At 41.9% G+C, this 22,876-nt stretch carries 22 protein-coding genes; 8 read left to right on the top strand and 14 right to left on the bottom strand.

All coding sequences use genetic code 11. The annotated features are described in order from the left end of the window. Positions 1-23: 23 nt before the first annotated feature. Complete coding sequence (locus tag PROVRUST_RS06035) at positions 24-935, bottom strand: DNA-3-methyladenine glycosylase family protein (RefSeq protein WP_006813850.1); 912 nt, start codon at positions 933-935, stop codon at positions 24-26. 167 nt (positions 936-1,102) lie between these two features. Here PROVRUST_RS06035 and PROVRUST_RS06030 point away from each other — a divergent pair, with 167 nt between their 5' ends. Further along, positions 1,103-1,456: a DUF488 domain-containing protein gene (locus tag PROVRUST_RS06030; RefSeq protein ID WP_039854614.1), complete on the top strand. Its 354-nt coding sequence runs from the start codon at positions 1,103-1,105 to the stop codon at positions 1,454-1,456. 11 nt (positions 1,457-1,467) lie between these two features. Then, a complete protein-coding gene (locus PROVRUST_RS06025) occupies positions 1,468-1,992 on the top strand; it encodes a DUF2569 family protein (protein WP_006813848.1) in 525 nt (174 codons plus the stop codon). A gap of 33 nt (positions 1,993-2,025) precedes the next feature. On the opposite strand, the gene PROVRUST_RS06020 is transcribed toward PROVRUST_RS06025, so the two are convergent. Further along, the gene (locus PROVRUST_RS06020; protein ID WP_006813847.1) at positions 2,026-3,594 is read right to left on the bottom strand and encodes an ATP-binding cassette domain-containing protein; all 1,569 of its coding nucleotides are present in this window, start codon (positions 3,592-3,594) and stop codon (positions 2,026-2,028) included. A gap of 309 nt (positions 3,595-3,903) precedes the next feature. On the opposite strand from PROVRUST_RS06020, the gene PROVRUST_RS06015 reads away from it, so the two are divergent. Both PROVRUST_RS06015 and PROVRUST_RS06010 read left to right on the top strand, forming a co-directional pair. Continuing rightward, a complete protein-coding gene (locus PROVRUST_RS06015) occupies positions 3,904-4,206 on the top strand; it encodes a helix-turn-helix transcriptional regulator (RefSeq protein WP_039854611.1) in 303 nt (100 codons plus the stop codon). A 6-nt stretch (positions 4,207-4,212) separates the two neighbouring features. Next, the gene (locus PROVRUST_RS06010; protein WP_039854609.1) at positions 4,213-5,472 is read left to right on the top strand and encodes a type II toxin-antitoxin system HipA family toxin; all 1,260 of its coding nucleotides are present in this window, start codon (positions 4,213-4,215) and stop codon (positions 5,470-5,472) included. 89 nt (positions 5,473-5,561) lie between these two features. On the opposite strand, the gene glpD is transcribed toward PROVRUST_RS06010, so the two are convergent. The 6 genes from glpD to PROVRUST_RS05980 all read right to left on the bottom strand — a co-directional run bounded on the left by glpD (position 5,562) and on the right by PROVRUST_RS05980 (position 10,714). Then, positions 5,562-7,064 (bottom strand): glycerol-3-phosphate dehydrogenase, encoded by a 1,503-nt coding sequence (gene glpD, locus PROVRUST_RS06005; RefSeq protein ID WP_006813844.1) that lies wholly within the window; start codon positions 7,062-7,064, stop codon positions 5,562-5,564. A 258-nt stretch (positions 7,065-7,322) separates the two neighbouring features. Beyond that, complete coding sequence (locus tag PROVRUST_RS06000; RefSeq protein WP_006813843.1) at positions 7,323-8,081, bottom strand: DeoR/GlpR family transcriptional regulator; 759 nt, start codon at positions 8,079-8,081, stop codon at positions 7,323-7,325. A gap of 28 nt (positions 8,082-8,109) precedes the next feature. Next, a complete protein-coding gene (gene glpG / locus PROVRUST_RS05995) occupies positions 8,110-8,955 on the bottom strand; it encodes a rhomboid family intramembrane serine protease GlpG (RefSeq protein ID WP_006813842.1) in 846 nt (281 codons plus the stop codon). Positions 8,956-8,970: 15 nt separating this feature from the next. Beyond that, complete coding sequence (gene glpE, locus PROVRUST_RS05990; protein ID WP_006813841.1) at positions 8,971-9,294, bottom strand: thiosulfate sulfurtransferase GlpE; 324 nt, start codon at positions 9,292-9,294, stop codon at positions 8,971-8,973. A gap of 92 nt (positions 9,295-9,386) precedes the next feature. Then, positions 9,387-9,965, bottom strand: a complete 579-nt coding sequence (gene nfuA / locus PROVRUST_RS05985; RefSeq protein ID WP_006813840.1) for a Fe-S biogenesis protein NfuA — start codon at positions 9,963-9,965, stop codon at positions 9,387-9,389. Between the two features lie 65 nt (positions 9,966-10,030). After that, on the bottom strand, positions 10,031-10,714 hold the full coding sequence (locus PROVRUST_RS05980; protein ID WP_039854606.1) for a hypothetical protein: 684 nt from the start codon (positions 10,712-10,714) through the stop codon (positions 10,031-10,033). 55 nt (positions 10,715-10,769) lie between these two features. On the opposite strand from PROVRUST_RS05980, the gene bioH reads away from it, so the two are divergent. Beyond that, complete coding sequence (bioH, locus tag PROVRUST_RS05975) at positions 10,770-11,549, top strand: pimeloyl-ACP methyl ester esterase BioH (RefSeq protein ID WP_006813838.1); 780 nt, start codon at positions 10,770-10,772, stop codon at positions 11,547-11,549. 44 nt (positions 11,550-11,593) lie between these two features. Here the strand turns inward: bioH and PROVRUST_RS05970 are convergent, their stop codons facing one another. The 6 genes from PROVRUST_RS05970 to PROVRUST_RS05945 form a co-directional block, all read right to left on the bottom strand. Continuing rightward, on the bottom strand, positions 11,594-12,721 hold the full coding sequence (locus PROVRUST_RS05970; RefSeq protein WP_006813837.1) for a hypothetical protein: 1,128 nt from the start codon (positions 12,719-12,721) through the stop codon (positions 11,594-11,596). A gap of 191 nt (positions 12,722-12,912) precedes the next feature. After that, a complete protein-coding gene (locus PROVRUST_RS05965) occupies positions 12,913-14,115 on the bottom strand; it encodes a hypothetical protein (RefSeq protein ID WP_039854604.1) in 1,203 nt (400 codons plus the stop codon). A 169-nt stretch (positions 14,116-14,284) separates the two neighbouring features. Then, positions 14,285-14,518, bottom strand: a complete 234-nt coding sequence (locus PROVRUST_RS05960; RefSeq protein ID WP_006813835.1) for a FeoC-like transcriptional regulator — start codon at positions 14,516-14,518, stop codon at positions 14,285-14,287. Positions 14,519-14,530: 12 nt separating this feature from the next. Further along, the gene (gene feoB / locus PROVRUST_RS05955; RefSeq protein ID WP_006813834.1) at positions 14,531-16,849 is read right to left on the bottom strand and encodes a Fe(2+) transporter permease subunit FeoB; all 2,319 of its coding nucleotides are present in this window, start codon (positions 16,847-16,849) and stop codon (positions 14,531-14,533) included. A gap of 55 nt (positions 16,850-16,904) precedes the next feature. Then, positions 16,905-17,135 (bottom strand): ferrous iron transporter A, encoded by a 231-nt coding sequence (gene feoA / locus PROVRUST_RS05950; protein WP_006813833.1) that lies wholly within the window; start codon positions 17,133-17,135, stop codon positions 16,905-16,907. Positions 17,136-17,585: 450 nt separating this feature from the next. Then, positions 17,586-19,916, bottom strand: a complete 2,331-nt coding sequence (locus PROVRUST_RS05945; RefSeq protein ID WP_006813831.1) for a Tex family protein — start codon at positions 19,914-19,916, stop codon at positions 17,586-17,588. A gap of 162 nt (positions 19,917-20,078) precedes the next feature. On the opposite strand from PROVRUST_RS05945, the gene greB reads away from it, so the two are divergent. The 3 genes from greB to envZ all read left to right on the top strand — a co-directional run bounded on the left by greB (position 20,079) and on the right by envZ (position 22,727). Continuing rightward, positions 20,079-20,564 (top strand): transcription elongation factor GreB, encoded by a 486-nt coding sequence (greB, locus tag PROVRUST_RS05940; RefSeq protein ID WP_006813830.1) that lies wholly within the window; start codon positions 20,079-20,081, stop codon positions 20,562-20,564. Between the two features lie 115 nt (positions 20,565-20,679). Then, a complete protein-coding gene (gene ompR, locus PROVRUST_RS05935) occupies positions 20,680-21,399 on the top strand; it encodes an osmolarity response regulator transcription factor OmpR (RefSeq protein WP_006813829.1) in 720 nt (239 codons plus the stop codon). Further along, positions 21,396-22,727: a two-component system sensor histidine kinase EnvZ gene (gene envZ / locus PROVRUST_RS05930; RefSeq protein ID WP_039854601.1), complete on the top strand. Its 1,332-nt coding sequence runs from the start codon at positions 21,396-21,398 to the stop codon at positions 22,725-22,727. Before ompR ends, envZ begins: the two co-directional genes overlap by 4 nt. Positions 22,728-22,876 lie beyond the last annotated feature (149 nt).

Genomic DNA, 22,876 nt, shown 5'->3' with positions numbered 1-22,876 from the left:
AGTACCGGATTGGGGTTTTTTCATTAATAGCCTGCGGCAGATTGATATCGCCATAAATGGGCTGCAACCAATGCTCGCCATGGCGCGAATTGCACTAACCAATGTTGGGTCTCTTTGGTGCTAGGCTGCTCGGTGTGGTTTAATAAAGTTTGCAGGTTACGTCGAACTGCTACATCCCCATGTAGAGAACCATCCAGATAGTTAAACCCACGCAGTAGCGCATAACTTATTGTCCAAGGTCCAATGCCTTTGATTGCCAGCAATTGCGCTGTAACGTCTTCGACATTATCGGGTGTAACGGTAAGATCAAGATCGAGCCGCTGGTTTTCAATGGCTTCACAGACGCCGCGCAGTGCAATAATTTTTCCAGTCGAAAACCCCGTTTTACGTAAAATATTGTCATCCACTTGGGCAACCTGCTGTACGGTTGGAAAACACCAAATTCCTGAAGAGTGTTGCATTCCTACGGCTTGAATAAAGCGTCTACGAATGGCAATAGCAGCTAATACACTGATTTGCTGACCGATAATCGCCCAAACTAAGGCTTCAAAGGTACTGGCAGACTGATAGACACGAACGCCCCGCTGGGGAGTGATCAGTTTGCCCAGTATCGGATGGGATAAATAAATATCTTCAAACAGCTCCACGGGTTGGTTGAGCCCTAATAAATGTGTGGCTAAAGTGAGCTTTTCATGTTGCGTTGCACTGACTTGTAACGCGTCGATGTCTAATGAAAAAGTGGCGTTATGATTTTCAATCGACAAGGTAATTTGTGCGGGATATTGTTGCCAGATAATGCCTTTGCGTAAGGTATTTTCTGTCACGATCTCGGCAATATTTTGCGGATCACGTAAGTGAAAGGCAAAAAAATCATCAACTCGGTAGTGAGGGGGCAACAATAATTGGATAGTTTGTGTAGGGGTCATATTCATCATCTTCTTATTTATGACCCTTTTAGGTCAAATTTTGATAAAAATTGCGAGTCGCTACATTTTTAACCGTGGGAGTATGTTAATTTTATTGAATATATAGGGAGTAATTTATCGTGCCCACAGGTATTCATCAACGGGATAGTGGTGAAATAGAAAGAGGAATAATTCCGATGATTTATTGCAAACGGGTGTATGACGCGAGTAGTTCACAGGACGGCTATCGAATTTTAGTCGATAGATTATGGCCACGAGGTATTAAAAAAACCGATTTACAGTGTGACGAATGGCATAAAGAGGTTGCACCCTCAAATGAGTTGCGTAAATGGTTCCATCAACATACCGATCAATTTGATCAGTTTATTGAGAAATATCGTCAAGAATTACAGGCTAATACAGCGTGGCAAGTATTGGTGGAAAAAGCGAGGCATGGCAATCTAACGTTGCTGTATAGCGCTAAAGATACCCAGCATAATCAGGCGCAAGTTTTAAAGGCGTTTATAGAAGAACAATTACAAGAAAAATAAAGGTTATCAGAATGGAAGTAAATTCATCATCAAGTGGAGAACCTTCGCCGGTTTCCTATTCTACACTGAAAAATGAGCTAAAGGTTCAGCCTCGAGGTATTGGTGGTTGGCTGATTTTACCCTTACTGGGCCAGCTGTATATGTTGTGCAATTTAATCTCGATGATGCTACAAGATATTACTTTGGTTAAAGGGGTTTGGTCTCTTGCGACGGATTCAGATTCTGATTTCTATATTGCGGGGTTTGCGCCCACTTTTTATAGTGTTCAGGGGGGGTTGGGCGTGGTGATTGCCTTGATGTTATGGTCTTTTATCGCTGCGTTTAAAGGTAAAAGTAGCACCAAATTATTGTTTATTATTACCATGTTGCTTTATGTATTTATTATCGCGATTGCTCGCATCGCATTTCCACTCGCTTTTGACTTAGAAATCGATTTTAACTATGTGATGAGCTTATTCTATGCCAGCTTGTATTGTTTGATTGGCATTGTTTACTTTTTGGTGTCTGCTCGGGTAAAAAATACGTTTATTCATTAAGTTGCAGGGCTGTGAACGCCAGCCCTGATGCTGTTAATCCGCTAAATCTAAGGTATGCGTGATATTGCACTGTTCCACAAAAGTGTCATCGTGGGAAACGAGCAATAGTGTGCCTTGGTAGTCTTGCAAAAGTTCCTCAAGCAGTTGTTTAGAATCCAAATCTAAATGGTTATCTGGCTCATCCAGCAATAATACTGCGGGTGGTTTTGGGCTATGGATAAGCGCTAATAATGTCGCTTTGAGTTGTTCTCCACCGCTGAGTTTATTCAAGGGTAGCAAGGATTTATCTCCTCGAATCCGCAACATACCGAGTTGAGTTCGCCATTGTTCTAGGGGGATAGCAGGTTGATATTGATGTAATGCTTCAGCAACAGGTAAAGACTTATTTAATAAGTTAAGATGCTGATCCAGATAACAAAACTCCCCACTGATACGATGTTCACCTGAAATTGCAGTAAGCTCTCCCGCTAATACTTTTAAGAGTGTCGATTTTCCGCAACCATTTCTGCCTTTTATATGCCAGTGCTCGCCGCTATACGCAGTGAATGATAAAGGTTGGTTATAGCCGTAAGGCAGCATTATTTGAGAGACAAATACCGTGATTTTTCCGCCTTCACGTTGGTAATTCAATACCATTTTTTGGGGTTTTGTGTGGTTAATTTTATCTTGGTTTTCTTGTAATTGATTATGTAAATTACCCAGAACACGCTGATGGCGTTCAGCAACATTGGATTGTCTTTTCTCTGCGCGGTTTTTTTGCATATCCAGTAATAACAGAGATTGAGAGCCGCTATTACGGATTTGTTCTCCCTGTTTACGTCGTTGAGCCGCTTTTTGTAACGTGGCTTGCTGCTGTTTTTTCTCTTGGCGAATTTGTTTATCTAAATGCTCCCCTTGCGCTTCAATGGCTTTGATTATCAAGGTTTTTTGTTCATCATACAGTGTGTAATTACCGCCGTACTCTTGTAGTCCTTTCTCAGTTAATTCAAAGATAGTATCCATTTTATTGAGCAAATTACGGTTGTGGCTGATCACTAGGCTACCCGCTTTGTGCTGACTAAGCTTTTCGCTTAGCCATTGACGCCCAGCACTATCGAGATGGTTATCCGGTTCATCCAATAATAGGTAGTGTTCAGAATGTAAAAATGCACGGCATAGAGCTAAGCGAGTTCGTTCTCCGCCACTCAGTTGCTCAATCGGGGTTTCCATGGAAACTGGTAACTGTGCAGAATCCAATAGACTTTGCCATGTGGCAGGAAGATGCCATTGGTCTTCCGCTTGCTCAAAATCTGCCAATGTACCGTGACCCGCTTCAATACGAGCAAATACTTGATGTAGTTCATCGACGCCTAACCCCTGCGCAATAGTGTTGCCGGGTAAGCGGGTGAGCTGATCCACATGGATAAATGGCATGTGCCAATTAACGTTACCGCTGCTGGGAACGAGTTGTTGGGCAAGTAAGCGCATCAATACTGATTTTCCACGACCATTGTGACCAATTAGGGCGGTTTTTTGGCTAAATAGCGAACCCGTTAATGGTGGAAATAGGGGCGATTGATGAAATTCAACGGTGAGTTGTGAAAAGTGGCAAACCATCGTCATAGAAACCTCCAGAATATAGAGGGCAGACAACGGGATGCTATCCTTCGCAAAAGAAGAGATCAGAACGTTATGTCTGCCAGGAACAGAAAAATGAATACCTTAAAGAAGGCATTGGAAATATTTTCTGGCAGGACTTAGTTCATCGTCAGGAAGACTCTCTTTGAAAAGTGCAAGATTGCGGACGAATTATAGGCAGGGTGCGAAGAAGATGCAAGCCTAGGTTGTATGAAAAGTAAACTTGCAGTAATTGACCTTTAAATCCATAATATTGTGTGTTAACGGCAATATTTTAATTTAAGGCATAATATATTGGATTTAAGACTGAGTAAACCGAGTGAAATTGTCAAAAAACTCTGTGAAAGATTACGTTTAGAGCGACTGACATTAAAAATGACTCAGCTTGATGTCGCTGAACGTGCTGGAGTGAGTGTAAATACAGTTTCAAATCTAGAGGCAGGGAAAAATGTCAGCTTTGAGAATATTATCCGAGTTGCAATGGTGCTTGGACGTAGTAAAGAGCTTGAAGGGCTGTTTTTACCTAACTTAAATAGTGTTGATGATATTATTCGCTATGACGAGAGTAAAAATCGTCAACGGGTGAAAAAAGGATAGGTGAAAATGCTTAATCGAGTTGATGTGTATTATAACGGATGGGGAGAGCATTGGTTATGGGGAACTCTTGTTTCAACAACCAATATTACGGGACGTCCTCTGATCGCATTTGAATATAGTCATGAGGCTAAAAACAAAGGATTGGAACTTTCATCCCTACTTCTTCCATTACAAGAAACTCAACTTCGCACCAATTTTCCATCTCATCAATTAGGGTTACCTGGCCCTGTTTATGATGCGCTACCGGATGGGTGGGGTATGTTATTAATGGACCGCTTGTTTAAACGTCGAGGTCTGAATGCCGCTAGAATAGGTGCATTAGAGCGTTTAGCTTATATCGGTGATAATGCGATTGGTGCTATGTCATTTGAACCTATTTCCTCTGAACTTGAGAATGGCGAAATTGATATTTCTCTTGAGCAGCTAGCTGCGGAAGTACAAGATGTATTAAATGGGGAAGGGGAACAATTTCTCCAGCAATTATTACAAATTGGTGGTTCCCCTCAAGGCGCTAGACCGAAAGCATTAATCTATCGAGATCTTAAATCTAACTTATTCACCACTGTCAGTTCCCCTAATTTAGAGGCTTGGTTAGTGAAGTTTCCTGCAAACCATGAACACCCTGAAGTTTGTGCAATCGAAATGGTTTATGCAGAATGCTTGCGAATGTGTGGAATTCAAACCCCAGATACTTTACTTTTTACGTTGAAAAACGGGTTAACAGCATTTGCGTCTAAACGTTTTGATAGGGAAAATAATTTGAGAGTACCGATGCAAAGCCTTGCATCTTATACTGGTGCTGACTATACAATTCCTGGGTCTATTGATTATCTTACTTTCTTACGAGCAACCCATAAATGTACGAATGATGTACGAGAGAAAAAGCTTGCTTTCGAACGTGCAGTTTTCAATGTTATCTTCAATAATCGAGATGATCACCCAAAGAATTTTGCCTATGTTATGTCCTCATCAGGGGAATGGAAGCTTGCACCAGCCTATGATGTTACTTTTTGTGAAGGTCCTGGTGGGTATCATCAAATGGATATTATGGGGCAAGCTCTGGAGATAGATCGTGGCTCATTGCTGGGTTTAGCTAGGGATGCGGATATCAGCGAAGTTAATGCGAATGAGATTATTAGTAAGATATGCCAAGTAGCTCAACAATTTACTCGTATTGTTAAGGATAGATATGAAAATAAAATTACTCAGCAAACACTAAAACATATCCAGCAAAGAATTAATGAGAATATGAGAGTATTGGATTAGGTTTAAAAGTAAAAGAGCCAATCTGTGGGTACGGATTGGCTCTTTTGGTATAACAACGAGTTTTTTACGATTTTATCTCTTTGACGAGATTATGCTGTCACAGCCACTTTAGTGTGCTCTGCTAGCCATTGTGCAATGCGCTGTTTTTCTGAATCATTCAGCCACATGCCCAATTTGGTACGACGCCAAATTGCATCGTCTAATTCTACAACCCACTCATTTTCGACTAAGTAACGCAGCTCTGCTTCATACACATTAGCGCCAAATGCTTCGCCAAGATCAGCAAGAGAATTTGCACCCGCCAAAATGAGCTTACTGTTGCTACCGTAAGTTCTTGCATAACGCAGTGCCAGACCTTCTGGCAGCCATTGGTAATGTTGACGCAGCACGCGGGCATAACCATCACGGTCGCAGCCTTCAATATCACCGCCTGGCAGCTGGCCATTTTTAGTCCATGGGCCGCTAGCATGTGGATAGTAAGCTGCTAGTTTACCCACAGCTGCTTCCGCTAATTTACGGTAAGTGGTTAATTTTCCACCGAATACTGATAGTAAAGGTGCTTTGCCTTCTTCATCGTGAATGTCTAATGTGTAGTCACGAGTGATAGCTTGTGGGGAGTCAGATTCATCATCACACAGAGGACGAACTCCGGAGTAATCCCACACAACATCTTGTTTAGTCAGTTGTTTTTTAAAGTGGTCGTTATACACTTTTAATAGATAATTGACTTCGTTTTCGTCAATTTTTACATCTTTTGGATCGCCGTTGTACTCGACATCAGTGGTACCGATGATTGAGAACTCATCCATCCAAGGGATCACGAAGACAATTCGATTATCTTCGTTCTGTAAAATATACGCTTGTGGCTCATCATGAGCGCGTGGAACCACGATGTGGCTACCTTTGATTAGGCGAATACCATAAGGCGATTTCAGTTTTAAGCCATCATCAAAGAACTCTTTTACCCAAGGACCGGTAGCATTGACCAGACCTTTGGCTTTCCAAGTATGAGTTTCGCCAGTGCGTAAGTCTTGAGCTTCAACAACCCATAAACCGTTTTCACGATAAGCGCGAGTGACTTTAGTACGGGTACGGACTTCACCGTTTTTACGTACCACTTCTTGAGCGTTTAATACCACTAAACGCGCATCATCAACCCAACAATCTGAATATTCGAAACCTTTGGTTAATTCAGGTTTTAACACGGAATTTTGGTTGAATTTTAAGCTCTTACTGCTTGGTAAGCTAACGCGTTTTCCTAAGTGATCATATAAAAATAGACCAATACGGATCATCCACGCTGGGCGCAAGTGTGGTTGATGAGGAAGACGGAATCGCATTGGAAATGCGATATGTGGAGCCAGTCGTAACAGAACTTCACGTTCCGCAAGAGCTTCACTGACCAGTCTGAACTCATAATGTTCAAGGTAACGTAAGCCACCATGAATTAATTTTGAACTTGCGGATGAAGTTGCACTCGCTAAGTCTTGAGCTTCTAGCAGCAGTACAGATAATCCACGCCCCGCGGCGTCTGCCGCAATACCAGCGCCGTTGATTCCGCCGCCAATTACAATCAAGTCTTTAGTTTCCATGCATCCCCCTGAGATGTTCGAACAACTTTCTATAATGTTCGTTTTCGCTCATTTGATTGTAATCAAATTTTGTATGTATGCCAACCTGTAATGCATAAAAATAACAAGCGCGTGATGCTAATAACATTTTGTGTATAAATTTAATCTGTTTAATAAATTGTTAATATTGCAATGAAATGACAAGGGGATGAAAAGAAAGGAAAAAGGTAGAAAAAGATGATGGCAGCTGGGCTACCATCATTGAGAGAGAATTTTTAACTAGCAGAGTTCTAATTGAACGTTATGCTGCTCGATGACTTTTAAAATACTGTCAGGGGGCATTTGATTGGTAAAGAGGTAATCAATCAGATTCATATTACCTAAATTTACCATAGCGTTACGACCAAATTTTGAGTGGTCGGTAACTAACATAACGCAGCGAGAGTTTTCAATAATGGCTCGCTTAGTACGCACTTCGTGGTAATCAAATTCTAACAGGGAGCCATCCATATCGATGCCGCTGATCCCCAGAATCCCATAATCCAATCTAAATTGGGAAATAAAATCGAGGGTCGCTTCACCAACAATCCCCCCATCACGGGAGCGCACTTCTCCACCTGCCAGGATCAAACGAAAATCCTCTTTTGGCATCAGCAGAGTCGCCACATTTAAGTTATTGGTCACGACACGTAAATTTTTATGGTTCACTAAGGCATGAGCCACGGCTTCAGGGGTCGTTCCGATATCGATAAATAAGGTTGCGCCATCAGGAATTTGGCTAGCAACATGCTGCGCAATACGTGCTTTTTCATCTGACCACATGATTTTACGGTCATTGTAAGCGGTATTGACGGAGCTAGAAGGCAAAGCTGCGCCACCATGGTGCCGTAAGATCTTATTCTGTTCAGCAAGCTCATTGAGGTCTCGACGAATAGTTTGAGGGCTGACCTCAAATTGTTCGACGAGTTCTTCAGTACTGACATATCCCTGAAGACGCACAAGTTCAACAATTGCATCATGTCTCTGGGTTTGTTTCACAGCGTTAGCCTCTAATTATGAAAATGTTTTATTTGGAGCTTTGGTGTTTAAAACTAAGCCTATTATCCCATACTCCCATCAATAAACCGATGATTAACCCCGAAGTATGTGCGGCATTGGCGATATCCATGCCTAAGAGATCGAAATAGCCAAAAAATAGCCAAACAATAGAGAACACCATTAGCCCACGGGGGATGCCGATACCGATTTCCGGACGACGTTCACCTGTGATCCAAACGTAGCTGACCAGAGCATAAACTACTCCAGATAAACCACCAAAATTGTTTTCGCTAAACAGCGATTGCCCCCAGTTACTAAAGAGTGCGGAGACTAAAAAGATCGTCAACAGTTTTCCTGTTCCCATTTTTTTCTCCACCTGACCTGCCAGAAACCACCACAGAGCAAGGTTGAAGCCAATATGAGAAATGGAAAAATGGACGAGGGCAGGGCTAAACCACCGCCATAATTCACTTTGTTGGTCGCCAATTGGCCAGCCTAAATAAGACAGAACCTCTCGTGGGTCTGCCATGGTGACCCAAAGATATACAATAATAGACAGCAGGATAACCGCGATAGTCAATGGGCCGGATTGCTGTTTTAAATAGCTAAAAGTCAGATAATTACGATATTGAAACTGGGCATCAGTGCGACCTGTTTGCCAGCTGGCTTCAAGATAACGTGGGTCATTCGGATTTTGTAAAAAAATTTCTAGTTCTTTGCGAACCAGCTCAACCTGTTGGTCGTCTGCTAACCATACCTCAAATTGTTGTTGTTCGGATGAAGGTTGGATTTGCAGATGGATATGTTGGCTCGCCATATAGTCGACAAACGCTTGTGCCATCCGTGGGTTAGCAAACGAAATAATATGGATCATGGATGCGTTTCTCGTTTAGAGCGCCGTAATGGCTTGTGGGTATGTCCGTGACCATGCTTCAAACCCGCCATTAATGCTATATACAGATTCGAAACCAATATTAATCAGATATTGTGCTGCACCTTGGCTACTGTGCCCGTGATAGCACATCACCATAACAGTTTGTTCATAATCAGTTTTTTCTAAAAACTGGCTAAGAGTTTCATTGGTTAAATGATAGGCACCCGTTGCATGACCAGCACGAAAACTTTGGGGATCGCGAACATCGACAAGAATTGCACTACCATCGACTAAATGTTGGTAAGCTTGTTCAGGTGTTAGTGTCTCAAAATGGTCCATAAAATACCGGATAGTTAGGAAAAAACCCGTCAGGGATAATCAATTTGGCATCCGTCAATAAATTGCGGATGCCAAAATTAGAGCAGGGAAAATTAGTAGAAAGAGTGCTCGCCACGTTGGTGCTCAGTTAGGTCTTTAACACCTTTCAGTTCACCGTCGAACATCTTCAGTAACTCTTTTTCAATCCCTTCTTTTAGAGTCACGTCAACCATTGAACAACCATTACAGCCGCCGCCAAACTGTAAAATTGCAAAGCCATCTTCAGTGATTTCCATTAAAGAAACTCGACCGCCATGACCTGCTAATTGCGGGTTGATTTGGGATTGTAAAACGTATTCAACACGTTCGATTAATGGCGCGTCATCAGAGACTTTACGCATTTTTGCGTTAGGGGCTTTCAGTGTGAGCTGAGAACCTAATTGGTCAGTGACAAAATCAATCTCCGCATCTTCCAAGAATGGTGCGCTAATTTCATCAACATAAGCAGAGAGTTTTTCAAACTTCAGCTCTTTATCAGTGGCTTCTACAGCACCAGGAGGGCAATAGGAGACACCACATTCGGCGGTTGGTGTGCCTGGGTTAATGACAAATACTCGAATTTGGGTTCCTGGCTCTTGACCTTCCAATAATTTGGAAAAGTGAGCCTGTGCTGCTTCAGTAATATTAATCATAGTCTCTTGCTCAATATAATAGTTGACTGCTTTAGTTGGTTATAATACGCCCATTTACACCTATCCTACAAGGTGCGACACAGTGACCATGCATCAACAGTATGCGCTCCCGCACAAATCAACAATTGTGCAGCGGCATTCATTGTGGCGCCTGTTGTAATAACATCATCAATAATAGCTATGTGTAGCCCATAAACAGAAGTTTCAAGGGTAAATGCCTGATTTAGGTTTTTGTGGCGTTGATGACGTGCTAAGGAAACTTGTGCCAGTGTATCACGAGTGCGTAGTAATGAATTTTGCGAATAGCCAATATTTAGCCATCTGGCTAATCTATCGCCAATGAGTTCCATGTGGTCGAAGCCTCGACGCCAGCGTCGACGCGGATGAGCGGGTATCGTCATCAATAAATCGGGTTTATTCCAGCGTTGCTGACGGTAGCCCATCTGCCAAAACAACAGAAAAATTCGAGTCAATGCAGAGGCCAACTGAGGTTGCCGCTGAAATTTATAATGGTGGATGAGCTTGCGTAGTGGTGCTTGATAGGGGCTAACAGCAATTAATCGTTGCCAAGCGGGGGGATGTCTTAAGCATCGACCACAAGGAATATGAGGCTGTTCGCTAGGTAAGCCACATTGTAAGCAACAGCGAGGCATCATCGGTAAGCTTTTGAGACAAAAACTACAAATGCCCTGATGGGGTAATTTTAGTGATTGATGGCATAGCCAACAGCCCCCTTCCATTGTTAGCATAGGTTCATCCTCAATTGAGAAATTACAATAAAAGCTATAGCAAGAGAGTGTAATCATGGCGCAGTTATATTGGCAGACGGTAGGTGACGGAAAGCAAGATCTTGTGTTACTGCACGGATGGGGGCTGAATGCACAAGTGTGGCAAACACTCATTCCGCGAATCGCTTCACAATTTCGCATTCATCTCGTTGATTTACCAGGATATGGGCGTAGCCAAAATTTTAGCCCCATGAATATTCAGTCAATGGCAGAAACTTTATGGGCGCAGGCACCTAAAAATGCAATTTGGTTAGGGTGGTCGTTGGGGGGATTGGTTGCCAGTCGCATTGCTCTTGACCATTCCAAGGAAGTAAAAGGTCTTATCACGGTGGCATCTTCCCCATGCTTTGGGGCTGAAGATAATTGGGCGGGTATAAAACCTGATGTACTTTTAAATTTTGAAAAGCAACTTTCTGCGGATTTTCAACGTACTGTAGAACGTTTTTTAGCGTTACAAACCCTAGGTACAGAGAGTGCCCGTGATGATGCTCGTACTTTGAAATCCGTCGTATTGGCACAACCCATACCCACGGTTGATGTGCTCAATGCAGGATTGGAGTCTTTGCGTACAGAAGATTTACGTGAAGAGCTGAAAAACCTAGCGATACCATTCTTGCGTATATATGGCTATTTAGATGGTTTAGTTCCGCGTAAAATTGTTGGGATATTGGATGAGATGTATCCAGAGTCCAAATCAGTCATGATACGCCAAAGCGCCCATGCTCCCTTTATTTCCCATCCTGATGAGTTTTCTAAATACTTAATTGAGTTTTCAAATCAATTAGATAAGCCATAAGCTCGCTCATTTAATTGATTTTTAGTTAATGGGGATAGGGTTGACTATAACGTCAGGTAGGAGCCCACTAAGGTATCTTCATTGACTTGCGGATGAAATGCTTTCACATAAACCAAACTGCTCGGTAGATTATTTTTATGATTATATTGAGCAATTTTGGTTTCTAGGCTTTGCATAAAACCATCGAAATCATCAAATTGTTGAAGCTCTTTATGGGTATCAAAAATTTTATAACTCATCCCAGATCCTGATGAATTGGGTTGGATGCTAGCAGCTAGTGTATCGTTGGAAAATAGAAACTGCAGATATATGGCTGATGAATTTGAGGGTTGTCGATATTGTTGCAAATCAGAATTAAGCTGAGTTACGGTTTTTTTCTGAGGTAAATAGGGTGTGTTTATATCTGAATGTGTGATTAAGCCATATAACGTCAACAGATGATCAAAATTACCAAACTCCTTGTTGCGCATTTCAGCATGAGCGGCAATGAGAAAGCGATTTGCTAACGCGTTAGTGGGATGTTCCACCAGTTCTTTTAGTTTGGAGTGATCAGTAAAATGATTTTCGAGTGTTTTAAACTCTTGGTCATGACGGAATTTATCCCCTTCTTTTGTGTACTTATAAACACCATCACTAATTCCTTGGTAATAGTACCGTGCAAGCTTATGTACTTGCTGATTATACGATTGGAAATGGCGAGTTGTATTTAATTGAATAAGGGGCTTACTTGCTTCTTGCTGTTGATGCTCTGTTATTTTTTTGAGTACATTTTTACTGCCTTTTAAGTCGATTTCACGACTCATTTCATAATATTGTTTATAAAATTTCAACGAAGTATAAAAATCTTGAAATTGCAGAACTTCGGTTAGGCATTCACGAAAAACTTTCTTACAGAAACTTTTATTATCAACAGGTTCTTGAGTTGTGATCTGCTCATTTATTTGTGGCGTGGCATGGGATTGGATGCGGCTTTTATTCAACAAATTAATAAAACTAATTCCTTTATTATTGACCTCATTGATTAGAAAAGTACTGGTTAGTCCCCTTGATAAAGAAAGTTTCGCGGAATTGATGAGTATTTGGTTATTGGAATAGTAAGTTTTGATACATTTCTGACTATTGGTATCGTTAATTAATGTGTTTTGTTGGAATGGTATTGATGAAATCAACATGATTGGGAAGCTCCTTACGGTTAGCATGAGCGCTATTGCGAGGCAGGTGAGGTGACATTATGATGAACTTTCAAATGAAGTGAGTCTTAAAAAGCATCTTAAGGATAATAAATCAGATAAACTTCAGATTGTGGAATACTCAAAAGCGCATAAGCCACCGTATTGGGAGTGACTTATGCAGAAGGTGAAAATTAAGAGTCGAGTAGGCTTATTGGTTCATTTTTTTGACGATATTGCTGGAAAATAACGCGATCCAGCGGTAAGCCATTTTTGAGGTTACTGGCTTTGAGGGTTGTTTCTAATGCTTCAATAAACGTGGTGAAATTTTTAAATTCTGAAACACTATTATCTGCTTTAACGAGCTTGAAGACTTTTTGATTAGTTCCCCGATGAGATTGAATGCTGGCGGCATACGTTTCTTGTCCAGCAATAAACTGAAGAAAAATCGCGGGAGCATTATCCGCACTTTGTTGCTTGAGGACTGTTTTTATGTGGTTGAAGGTATCGACTTGCGGCAAATAAACGCCTGCTTGCTGGGTTTCAGTGATCAAACCATGGTGTTGCATAAGCTGTGCAAGGCCGCTATATCCATTATTAATAATGGTTTCATGAGCCGCTTTTAACAGGTGTTGGGTAGTTTGTTTACTGATTTTGTGTGTTGACTGTAACTTGCCTGCAAATTCATTCGATAAATTTTGTAATGCTGGGTGTTGATAAATATCTCTGCCTTCAAATGTATTTTTATAATTTACATCACTCAGGTATTTAAAATATTTAATCGCGAGGTCATGAACCTGCTTATTATATTTTTGAAATTGAAGTTCTTTCTTGTCAGTAATGAGTTTATTTTTCTCTTCTCCAATTCGGTGTTTATTGATTGACTTTATTGCGTCTTCTTTACCGTGGAAATTAGCCGGTAAGCTTATTTTAAACAGGTGCTGGTTATGCTTAATTGATAAATAGTGATCTTTAATTGCAGAGATTGTGTGTAAAAAAGCGGGAGATTCATTTTTTAAGGTAGAAAATTGACTGATAGTTTCATCGTATGAAGGTAATAAATTATTTGCTGTATCGTAAGCCGCATAGGGGCGATTGGCTTCGGTATATGTAGGTAAATGGGTTGCTTCACTGTATGTCAGCAGCCCAGGTAATTGATTTGAGCAGGCTTCATCGTACGAAGGTAAACTGGATAAACTCTGACTTTCTCTTAAAAAATCAATATTATGGTTTGATACTTCATTGATTAAAAATACATTTGCTAGGCTACGAGAGAGGCAGTTTGCTTCAATATTTTGCTTAGTATTGGTTTGAGGGATTGAAGGGGTGGCGGGTTGTCTAGATTTAAATGGATTAATAAATGAACGGCTAAATGTGGATAAAGATTGATTTCTCATATACATCCTCTCTATATATATCAAATGGTTAATGCTTAGTAACCTCCATTCTAAATAGCGAAAGTAAAAATACTTTTAAAAAAGGATGAGAATTAATGAGGGTTAGGAATTTTATGAGGAATATTAAAATTGGTCAGGATTCTTTAACTCAATAGGAAATTCAATAAGACTATTTAATTTTATATACGAAGTGTGAACAATCGTTAATTTCTGGACAACCTTTGCAGCTAGTGCCTGTTAAACAGGCACTGATGTCTACTTTTTCTACTTTCCCCATGCTCACTAGCTTTTCTGCCATGGCATTCACCAATGGAGCAGGGGCATTGAGTTGAGTGCTTAATAACGTGATGTCAGCTTGCCCATATAAAGCAATTAAATCTCTGACTTGTAGCAAGCTGACCATCACGTTAATTCCTTAGTGACAACTATTATTGGAGCAACCGGAACATTGTTGCACGGTTTTAGATTTAATATTGAGAGTAACGCGGCTGCGCACACGGCGTAGAACAGCAATCAACACAATATTAAATAGGAGTACGGCACTTATCGCTATCAAGCTACTTTGTGGGTGCTCACTGAACGTTGCTGTTTGGTAGAACAGTGTTGCAAGGCTATAAGCGACGTTGAGTCCCCAAAGAATAGAGAACATCATCCAGCTTTTATTGGTCTCACGTGCAATTGCTCCCATTACAGATACGCAAGGCACGTACAGAAGAACAAATATCAGGTAGCTATAAGCGCTAATATCAGAACCGAATTTAGCCGCCATGGTGCCCATTGAACCAGATTCCATCTCTGCATCACCCATACTGGCTTCAATAGGGTTAGACAGCGCACTGATTGAGAACGTATCTTTCAGGCTATTCCATGTGTCAGTCACGGCGGATCCAAGCTCATCGAGTAAATCAAATGCTTCAGGATCGAATGGTTCTGCGGTAATTGCTTCTGCGGTGTACAGGGTATTCAAGGTTCCGACGACCACTTCTTTTGCCATGGCTCCGGTAATTAGACCGACAGTTGCTTGCCAGTTATCACTGTGAACCCCAATAGGTTGCAGAACTGGGGTGATGACCTTACTCACGGAGGCTAGTGCGGAGTCATTAATATTATCAACGGGCTTACCGGAAAGAGAAAAGCTATTAAGTGCTCCGATAAAAATACTCGCCACAACAATCACTTTACCCGCACGCAGTACGAAGCCTTTCAAACGTTGCCATGTTTGGATCAGCAATGTTTTCAGGTGAGGAACATGATAAACCGGTAACTCCATAACGAATGGGGATGCTTCTCCGCGCATCAGGGTATGTTTCAATAACAGCCCCGTTAGGATGGCAACTACAATACCAAGTAAATAGAGGGAAAATACAACGCTTGCACCATTTTTACCAAAGAAGGCAGCGGCAAAGACGGCAAAGATAGCCAGACGAGCACCACAAGACATAAACGGTGCCATCAGTACGGTAATTAGCCTTTCTCTAGGCGCATCAAGCGTTCTTGCGCCCATAATAGACGGTACGTTACAACCGAATCCGACAATTAACGGCACAAATGATTTACCCGGTAAACCAAGAGCTTGCATTAACCTATCCATCACGAAAGCAGCACGGGCCATATAACCAGAGTCTTCCAATATGGATAAAAATAGGTACATCATCCCAATTTGTGGCACCAATGGTAGAACGGTATTAATACCGCCCCCAACACCTTGGGCAAGGAATATGGTGAGCCAATCAGGGAAGTTTGATGTTGCTCCAATCCATTGAATTCCATGAATGAAGATAGCTTCAGAGGCGCCTTCAAAGAAGGGCTGTAACGCACCACCGATATTGATCGCTAACACAAACATTAAATACATGACAAACAAGAAAATCGGTACCCCTAACCACCGGTTGAGGATAAATCGGTCAAGGTTTTGAGTGAGGCGGTTGGGTTCGGCGGCACTATTATTGATAGCGGCATTACAGATGCTAGCAATGGATTGATAGCGCGCATCAGCAATCAATAATTCAGGTTCTTCTTGTAAGGCATTTCTGAGGTTAGAGCGAGTTTCTGCCAGTAATTGTTCAGAGACATTAGCACGCTGACGGCTGTAAATATCCCCTTCTAAAATTTGCAGAGCTAACCAACGACGTTGTTGTAGGCTAAATTGTTGAGCCGATATTTTTTCAGAAAGCTCATCTACAGTTTTGAGTAGCTCCGCTGGGTATTGCACTAACGCCTGTTGGCTATTTTGTGGGTGGCTATCAATAGCTTGCTTGAGTTGCTCAAGACCTGTAGCTCGGGTTGATACCATCGGGATCACCGGGCAACCAAGCTGTTTCTCAAGTTGTTTGATATCGATTTCAATACGCTGGCTTTGAGCGATATCTAGCATATTGAGTGCAACGATGCAGGGAACCCCTAACTCAACAAGTTGCAGGGTAAGGTACAGGTTGCGCTCCAAATTGGAGGCATCAACCACGTTGATTAACATGTCTGCTTCACCACTTAAAATAAAGTAGCAAGCAATCTGTTCATCAAGAGATGTTTGCTCAGAAATCGTGGTGAGAGAATAAGTCCCTGGAAGGTCAACCAGTTCAATTTTGTGTTCAGGAGTGTGGAAACGTCCAACTTTACGTTCAACGGTGACCCCTGCCCAGTTACCGACACGCTGACGTGACCCTGTTAACTGGTTAAACAACGTGGTTTTACCTGCGTTCGGGTTACCGATAAGGCCGATAGTTAATGGTTTCATAGTGTATGCCAGTCGTAAAAATAAAAATCTTTATCAGAACAAATCTAATAAATTATTAATTTATTTGCACTTCATCTAAGTTAATGAGCGCTAAATCTTTTTTGCGTAATACTAAGCTCACTCGGTGAGTTTCAATTTGTACGGGATCACCAAATGGGGCGATACGTACCACTTTAAATACCGAGCCTGGTAGCAAGCCAAGAGAGAGGAGTTTTTGGCGATAAGCTGGGCTGATCTCTGGTGAAAAGCCAAGTATTTTGTAACTGCATTGGGGAAGTATGGACATAGTACCTTCCAATTACTGTTTATTCCGTTGATTGAAATGAATATTATCATTTTCAATCAATAGATAGTGTTATTAAGAATAATATTGATAATTATTATTATAAAGTGGTTATCTTTAAAAGAAATAGCGTGGGAAATAAAAATAAATCTAATTAACAATGAGAATCATAATCATCTACCATGTTGTATATTTAGCCTCTTTTTTCGCTATCATTAAATGATGTGGATCAAGAATAGATTTGGTTTGCGGAGTTTTTAAGACAATAAAGACAATGTTAATATTGTTAATTAAAGTCATTAAATAAAACAAAAGAATAGATAGCCAATTGAATTAGCTAATTTAATATTAGCAATAATATTAAATACAAAAAATTAATGTCAATGTGATTAATTATTTTCGGGTGAGATTTAATGAATGCCCTTGCAAAGAATCGCAAGAGCATTTTGGTTATTAACGTTTTTTACCCAATGCAGCGGCAAGTGCATCACTCATCGCACTATTACCAGTATTCGCGGTGTTTTGGCGCGAATTGCCTCGTGGTGCTGGTGCCTTACGTGCATTTTTATCCTGTACAGGGGCAGAACTGCGGGGCGCGTTATTACTGTCTCCGGCTTGTTCATCTAAACGCATCGTTAAAGCGATACGTTTACGTGGAATATCTACATCCAATACTTTGACTTTAACAATATCACCCGCCTTGACCACTTTGTGTGGGTCTTCAACGTAGCTATTTGATAAAGAAGAGATATGCACCAGCCCATCTTGATGAACACCAATATCCACAAATGCACCGAAGTTAGTGACGTTGGTGACCGCACCTTCTAAGATCATGCCCGGTATTAAGTCGTTCATGGTTTCGACACCATCGGCAAAGGTCGCTGTTTTGAACTCAGGGCGCGGGTCTCGTCCTGGTTTTTCTAACTCTTTGATAATGTCAGTGACGGTTGGAACACCAAATTGCTCTGTCGTAAATTCACGTGGGCTTAAGCCATTTAATACTTGGGAATTCCCCATAATTTCTTTTAGTGGCTGACGTACAGTTTCGAGAATTTTTTCCACAATAGGATAGGCTTCTGGGTGAACTGTCGAGGCATCTAGTGGATTATCACCATTGGAGATACGTAAGAATCCGGCACACTGTTCAAATGCTTTAGGTCCTAAACGAGGCACTTTTAAGAGCTGTTTTCGGTTATTAAATTGGCCATTTGCATCACGCCAGTCTACAACGTTTTGGGCAATCATCTTACTGAGCCCTGCAACGCGGGTAAGCAATGGAACAGAAGCGGTATTCAGGTCAACGCCGACGGAGTTTACACAATCTTCAACGACCGCATCGAGCTTACGTGCTAATTGGGTTTGGCTAACGTCGTGTTGATATTGACCTACACCGATAGATTTAGGATCAATTTTTACCAGCTCCGCAAGGGGATCTTGTAAACGACGAGCAATGGAGACTGCACCACGTAGAGTTACATCTAGGTCTGGGAATTCTTGGGCTGCAAGCTCAGAGGCAGAATATACTGATGCACCGGCCTCGCTCACAATCACTTTTTGTGCGGTGACATCAGGGTACTGTTTTTGTACTTCAGCAAAGAAACGTTCGGTTTCTCGGGAGGCGGTTCCATTACCGATAGCCACTAACTCCACATTATGTTTTTGACATAACGCGGCTACGATAGCGGCGGCTTTTGCTGCCTGCCCAGTATGCGGGTAAATGGTGTCGGTCGCGATCACTTTGCTTGTGGAGTCCACAACCGCAACTTTAACACCTGTACGTAAGCCAGGATCTAATCCCATTGTGGCTCGCATACCCGCAGGCGCTGCCATGAGCAGGTCGCTTAAGTTACGTGCGAATACATTAATGGCTTCCTCTTCCGCTTTCTCACGTAAGGTGCTCATGATTTCGGTTTCTAGATGCAATAAGACTTTGACGCGCCATGTCCAGCTGATAACGGCTTTGCGCCATTGATCTGCTGGCGCATTATTGAAACGTACATCGAGATGGCGAGTAATAATTTCTTCGCAATAACTCTCTTTTGGCGGTTCTTCAAATTGCGGGTCACAGTTTAGTGACAATTGCAAAATTCCTTCATTGCGTCCACGGAACATGGCTAAAGCACGGTGAGAAGGAACTTGAGAAACAGGCTCATGGTGATCAAAATAGTCGCTAAATTTCACGCCTTCAGTTTGTTTACCATCAGCAACTACCGAGACAATGTGGGCATTTTTCCAAATATAATCGCGAACTTTGGCCAATAAGGCCGCATCTTCGGCAAAACGCTCCATTAAAATATAACGAGCGCCATCTAAAGCAGCTTTCACATCTGCAACGCCCTTGTCTGCATCGATATAGCGCTGTGCTAATTCTTCAGGAGATTGGCTCGGGTCGTTCCATAAGGTGTCAGCTAAAGGTTCTAATCCGGCTTCAATTGCAATTTGACCGCGGGTACGACGCTTTGGCTTGTAAGGGAGGTAAAGGTCTTCAAGTTCAGTTTTATTTAGTGTGGTATTGATTGCGGAGGTGAGTTCCGGGGTAAGCTTACCTTGTTCTTCAATGGATTTTAGGATGGTTTGCTTACGGTCATTTAACTCTCTCAAATACCCTAAACGGCTCTCTAGCTGTCGAAGCTGAGTATCATCCAACCCTCCAGTGACCTCTTTACGGTAACGGGCAATAAAAGGAACGGTGTTACCTTCATCCAATAATGTGATAGCGGAAAGTACCTGTTGTGGCTGGGTTCGCAGTTCAGCTGCAATAATTTGGCTTAGAGTTTCATTCATGTCGTGTTTAAATACCTACTCAAAGAACGGTGAAAATTTACTGCACAGTTATACTTGGTGGTTGGCATAATTTCCAGACAGAATTTCCATCTAATGCAAGGAAAGTCGCAGATAAATTTTTATAACATCCTATAATCATTCGTTTTATATACCCTTAATGTTATGAATAAGAGCCTGTTAATTACCCGTGAAGGTTGGGACGCTTTAGATAAAGAACTCAAATATCTTTGGAAAGAAGAGCGCCCAAGAGTGACTCAATCCGTCTCTGAAGCTGCGGCTCAGGGGGATCGGTCAGAAAATGCAGAATATATTTACGGTAAAAAAAGATTGCGGGAAATTGACCGCCGCATCCGTTTTTTATCCAAAAGATTAGATCAATTAAGAATAGTCGAACCCGATCCTCGTCAGGAGGGGCGTGTCTTTTTTGGAGCTTGGGTTAAACTTGAAGACGATAACGGAAATATCCGAATTTTTCGTTTAGTTGGTGCAGATGAATTCGATCCGGCAAAGCAATGGATTTCAATCGATTCTCCGGTAGCCCGCGCGCTGATTGGTAAACGGGTTGATGATGAAGTTGTGGTTAGCACGCCGGGCGGGCAAGTAACCTATTTTGTATTAGAAATTAGCTATAAGCCATTATTCAATTAAAGAGTAAAAAAATTCATTAAAACTAAGGTTAGTGATAAATTAGTGGCATAAATATTATTTTTGTTTATTTTCATGAGCAAAATAATTCGAAGGATCTACACTTTGGGGGCTACAAATGCAGGAAAGTTATAAGATTCTTGTTGTCGATGATGATATGCGTTTACGTGCTCTGCTCGAACGTTACCTTACGGAGCAGGGTTTTCAGGTAAGAAGCGCAGCGAATGCTGAGCAAATGGATAGGATCCTAACGCGGGAATCTATTCATTTAATCGTATTAGATTTAATGCTTCCTGGGGAGGATGGATTATCTATCTGTCGTCGATTACGTAGTCAAAACAACCCAATTCCTATCATTATGGTCACGGCAAAAGGTGAAGAAGTTGACCGTATTGTTGGTTTGGAAATTGGTGCGGATGATTATATTCCTAAGCCATTTAATCCTCGTGAATTATTGGCTCGTATTCGCGCAGTATTACGTCGTCAAGCGAACGAATTGCCGGGGGCGCCATCTCAAGACGATGCCGTGATTACTTTCGGTAAATTTAAACTGAACCTCGGTACTCGTGAGATGTTCCAAGGCGAGGAGAATATGCCATTAACCAGCGGTGAGTTCGCTGTATTAAAAGTTTTGGTATCTTATCCGCGTGAGCCTTTATCTCGAGACAAACTGATGAGCTTAGCGAGAGGTCGTGAATACAGTGCGATGGAACGATCAATTGACGTTCAAATTTCACGTTTACGCCGCATGATTGAAGAAGATCCTGCCCATCCTCGTTATATTCAAACGGTCTGGGGTCTGGGGTACGTGTTTGTTCCTGATGGAAGCAAAGCATGAAGCGACTGAGGTTCTCACGACGTAGTACATTTTCTCGTTCGTTATTTTTATTTGTAGCACTACTGTTTGCAAGCCTTGTGACCAGCTATATGGTCGTTTTGAACTTTGTTGTTATGCCTAGCTTACAACAGTTCAATAAAGTGTTGGCGTATGAAGTGCGTACATTGATGACGGAGAAAATGGTTCTACAAGATGGAACCTCTGTGCGGGTATCTCCTGCGCTGCGTAAGAAAATCTATAATGAATTAGGTATTACTTTTTATGCACATTCAGCCGCTATGAATGAAGGGCTGAATTGGGCAAAGGAGTATGATTTTCTTAGTAAAAATATGTCGGAATACTTAGGCGGCAAGGCCAGTGTACATCTTGAACTTGGGCGTGAGTATCCGATATTATGGTTAACTTCCTATCTTGCACCAGATATTTGGGTGCGAGTCCCGCTTACTGAAATTGGTCAAAATCAATTCTCGCAAGTCTTTCGCTATACTCTCACCGTCTTCCTCACTATATTTGCAGGGGTTTGGTTGTATATTCGCTATCAAAATAAACCCTTATTAGAGTTGGAATATCATGCTGGTGAAGTCGGTAAAGGGCATATATTACCGCCAATGCAGGAAAAAGGGGCGACAGAGGTGCGAGCAGCGATCCGCTCGTTTAACCATATGGCTGCCGGTATCAAAACCCTCGAAAATGACCGTACCGTCCTTATGGCGGGGGTGAGTCATGACCTGCGAACACCGTTAACACGAATTCGTCTTGCCACTGAAATGATGAGTCCTGAAGATAGCTATCTGGCTGAATCTATCAATAAAGATATTGAAGAATGTGATGCGATTATCGGTCAGTTCATGTCTTACCTGAAAACAGGTCAAGAGATGGATATGGAATTCTGTGATCTCAATACCATCCTCAATGAAGCTGTGGTGGCAGAAGTTAATGTAGTCGGAGAAATTGAAACGAAACTTGTGCCGGGCCCTGTTATTTTCAATGGAAATCCGCTAGCAATTAAACGCGCGATAACCAACATGATCGTCAATGCATACCGCTACGGAAATGGTTGGATTAAAGTCAGTAGTGGTAAGAATGAAGATTATGTTTGGTTCCAAGTGGAAGATGATGGTGCTGGGATCAAAGACGAAGATATTCACCGCCTCTTTCAGCCGTTTGTTCAAGGGGAAAAAGCCCGTAGTAACACCGGGACAGGGCTGGGGCTGGCGATAATTCGTAGAATTATTGATGCTCACGAGGGGAATATTGAGATCCGTAAAAGTGAGCGTGGCGGGTTTGCTATTAGAGCTTTGCTCCCTCTAAAGGAACGCGAAGACTGATATCTCGTCGTATTTCGCGCTGCAGCGTTGTTGGCTACTCTCAGCTACACGGGTCACATACTTATGTATGCTCCCCGAGATATCTTCGTTTGCCGCCTAGCTGCCACACGAACTACTTAGAGATATGCTGTGTAGAAAAGTATTCTGTA

It is taken from the genome of Providencia rustigianii DSM 4541 (assembly GCF_000156395.1).
Lineage (GTDB): Bacteria > Pseudomonadota > Gammaproteobacteria > Enterobacterales > Enterobacteriaceae > Providencia > Providencia rustigianii.
Note: the sequence above shows the minus strand (reverse complement) of the source record. Positions and strands in the feature narration are given on the sequence as shown.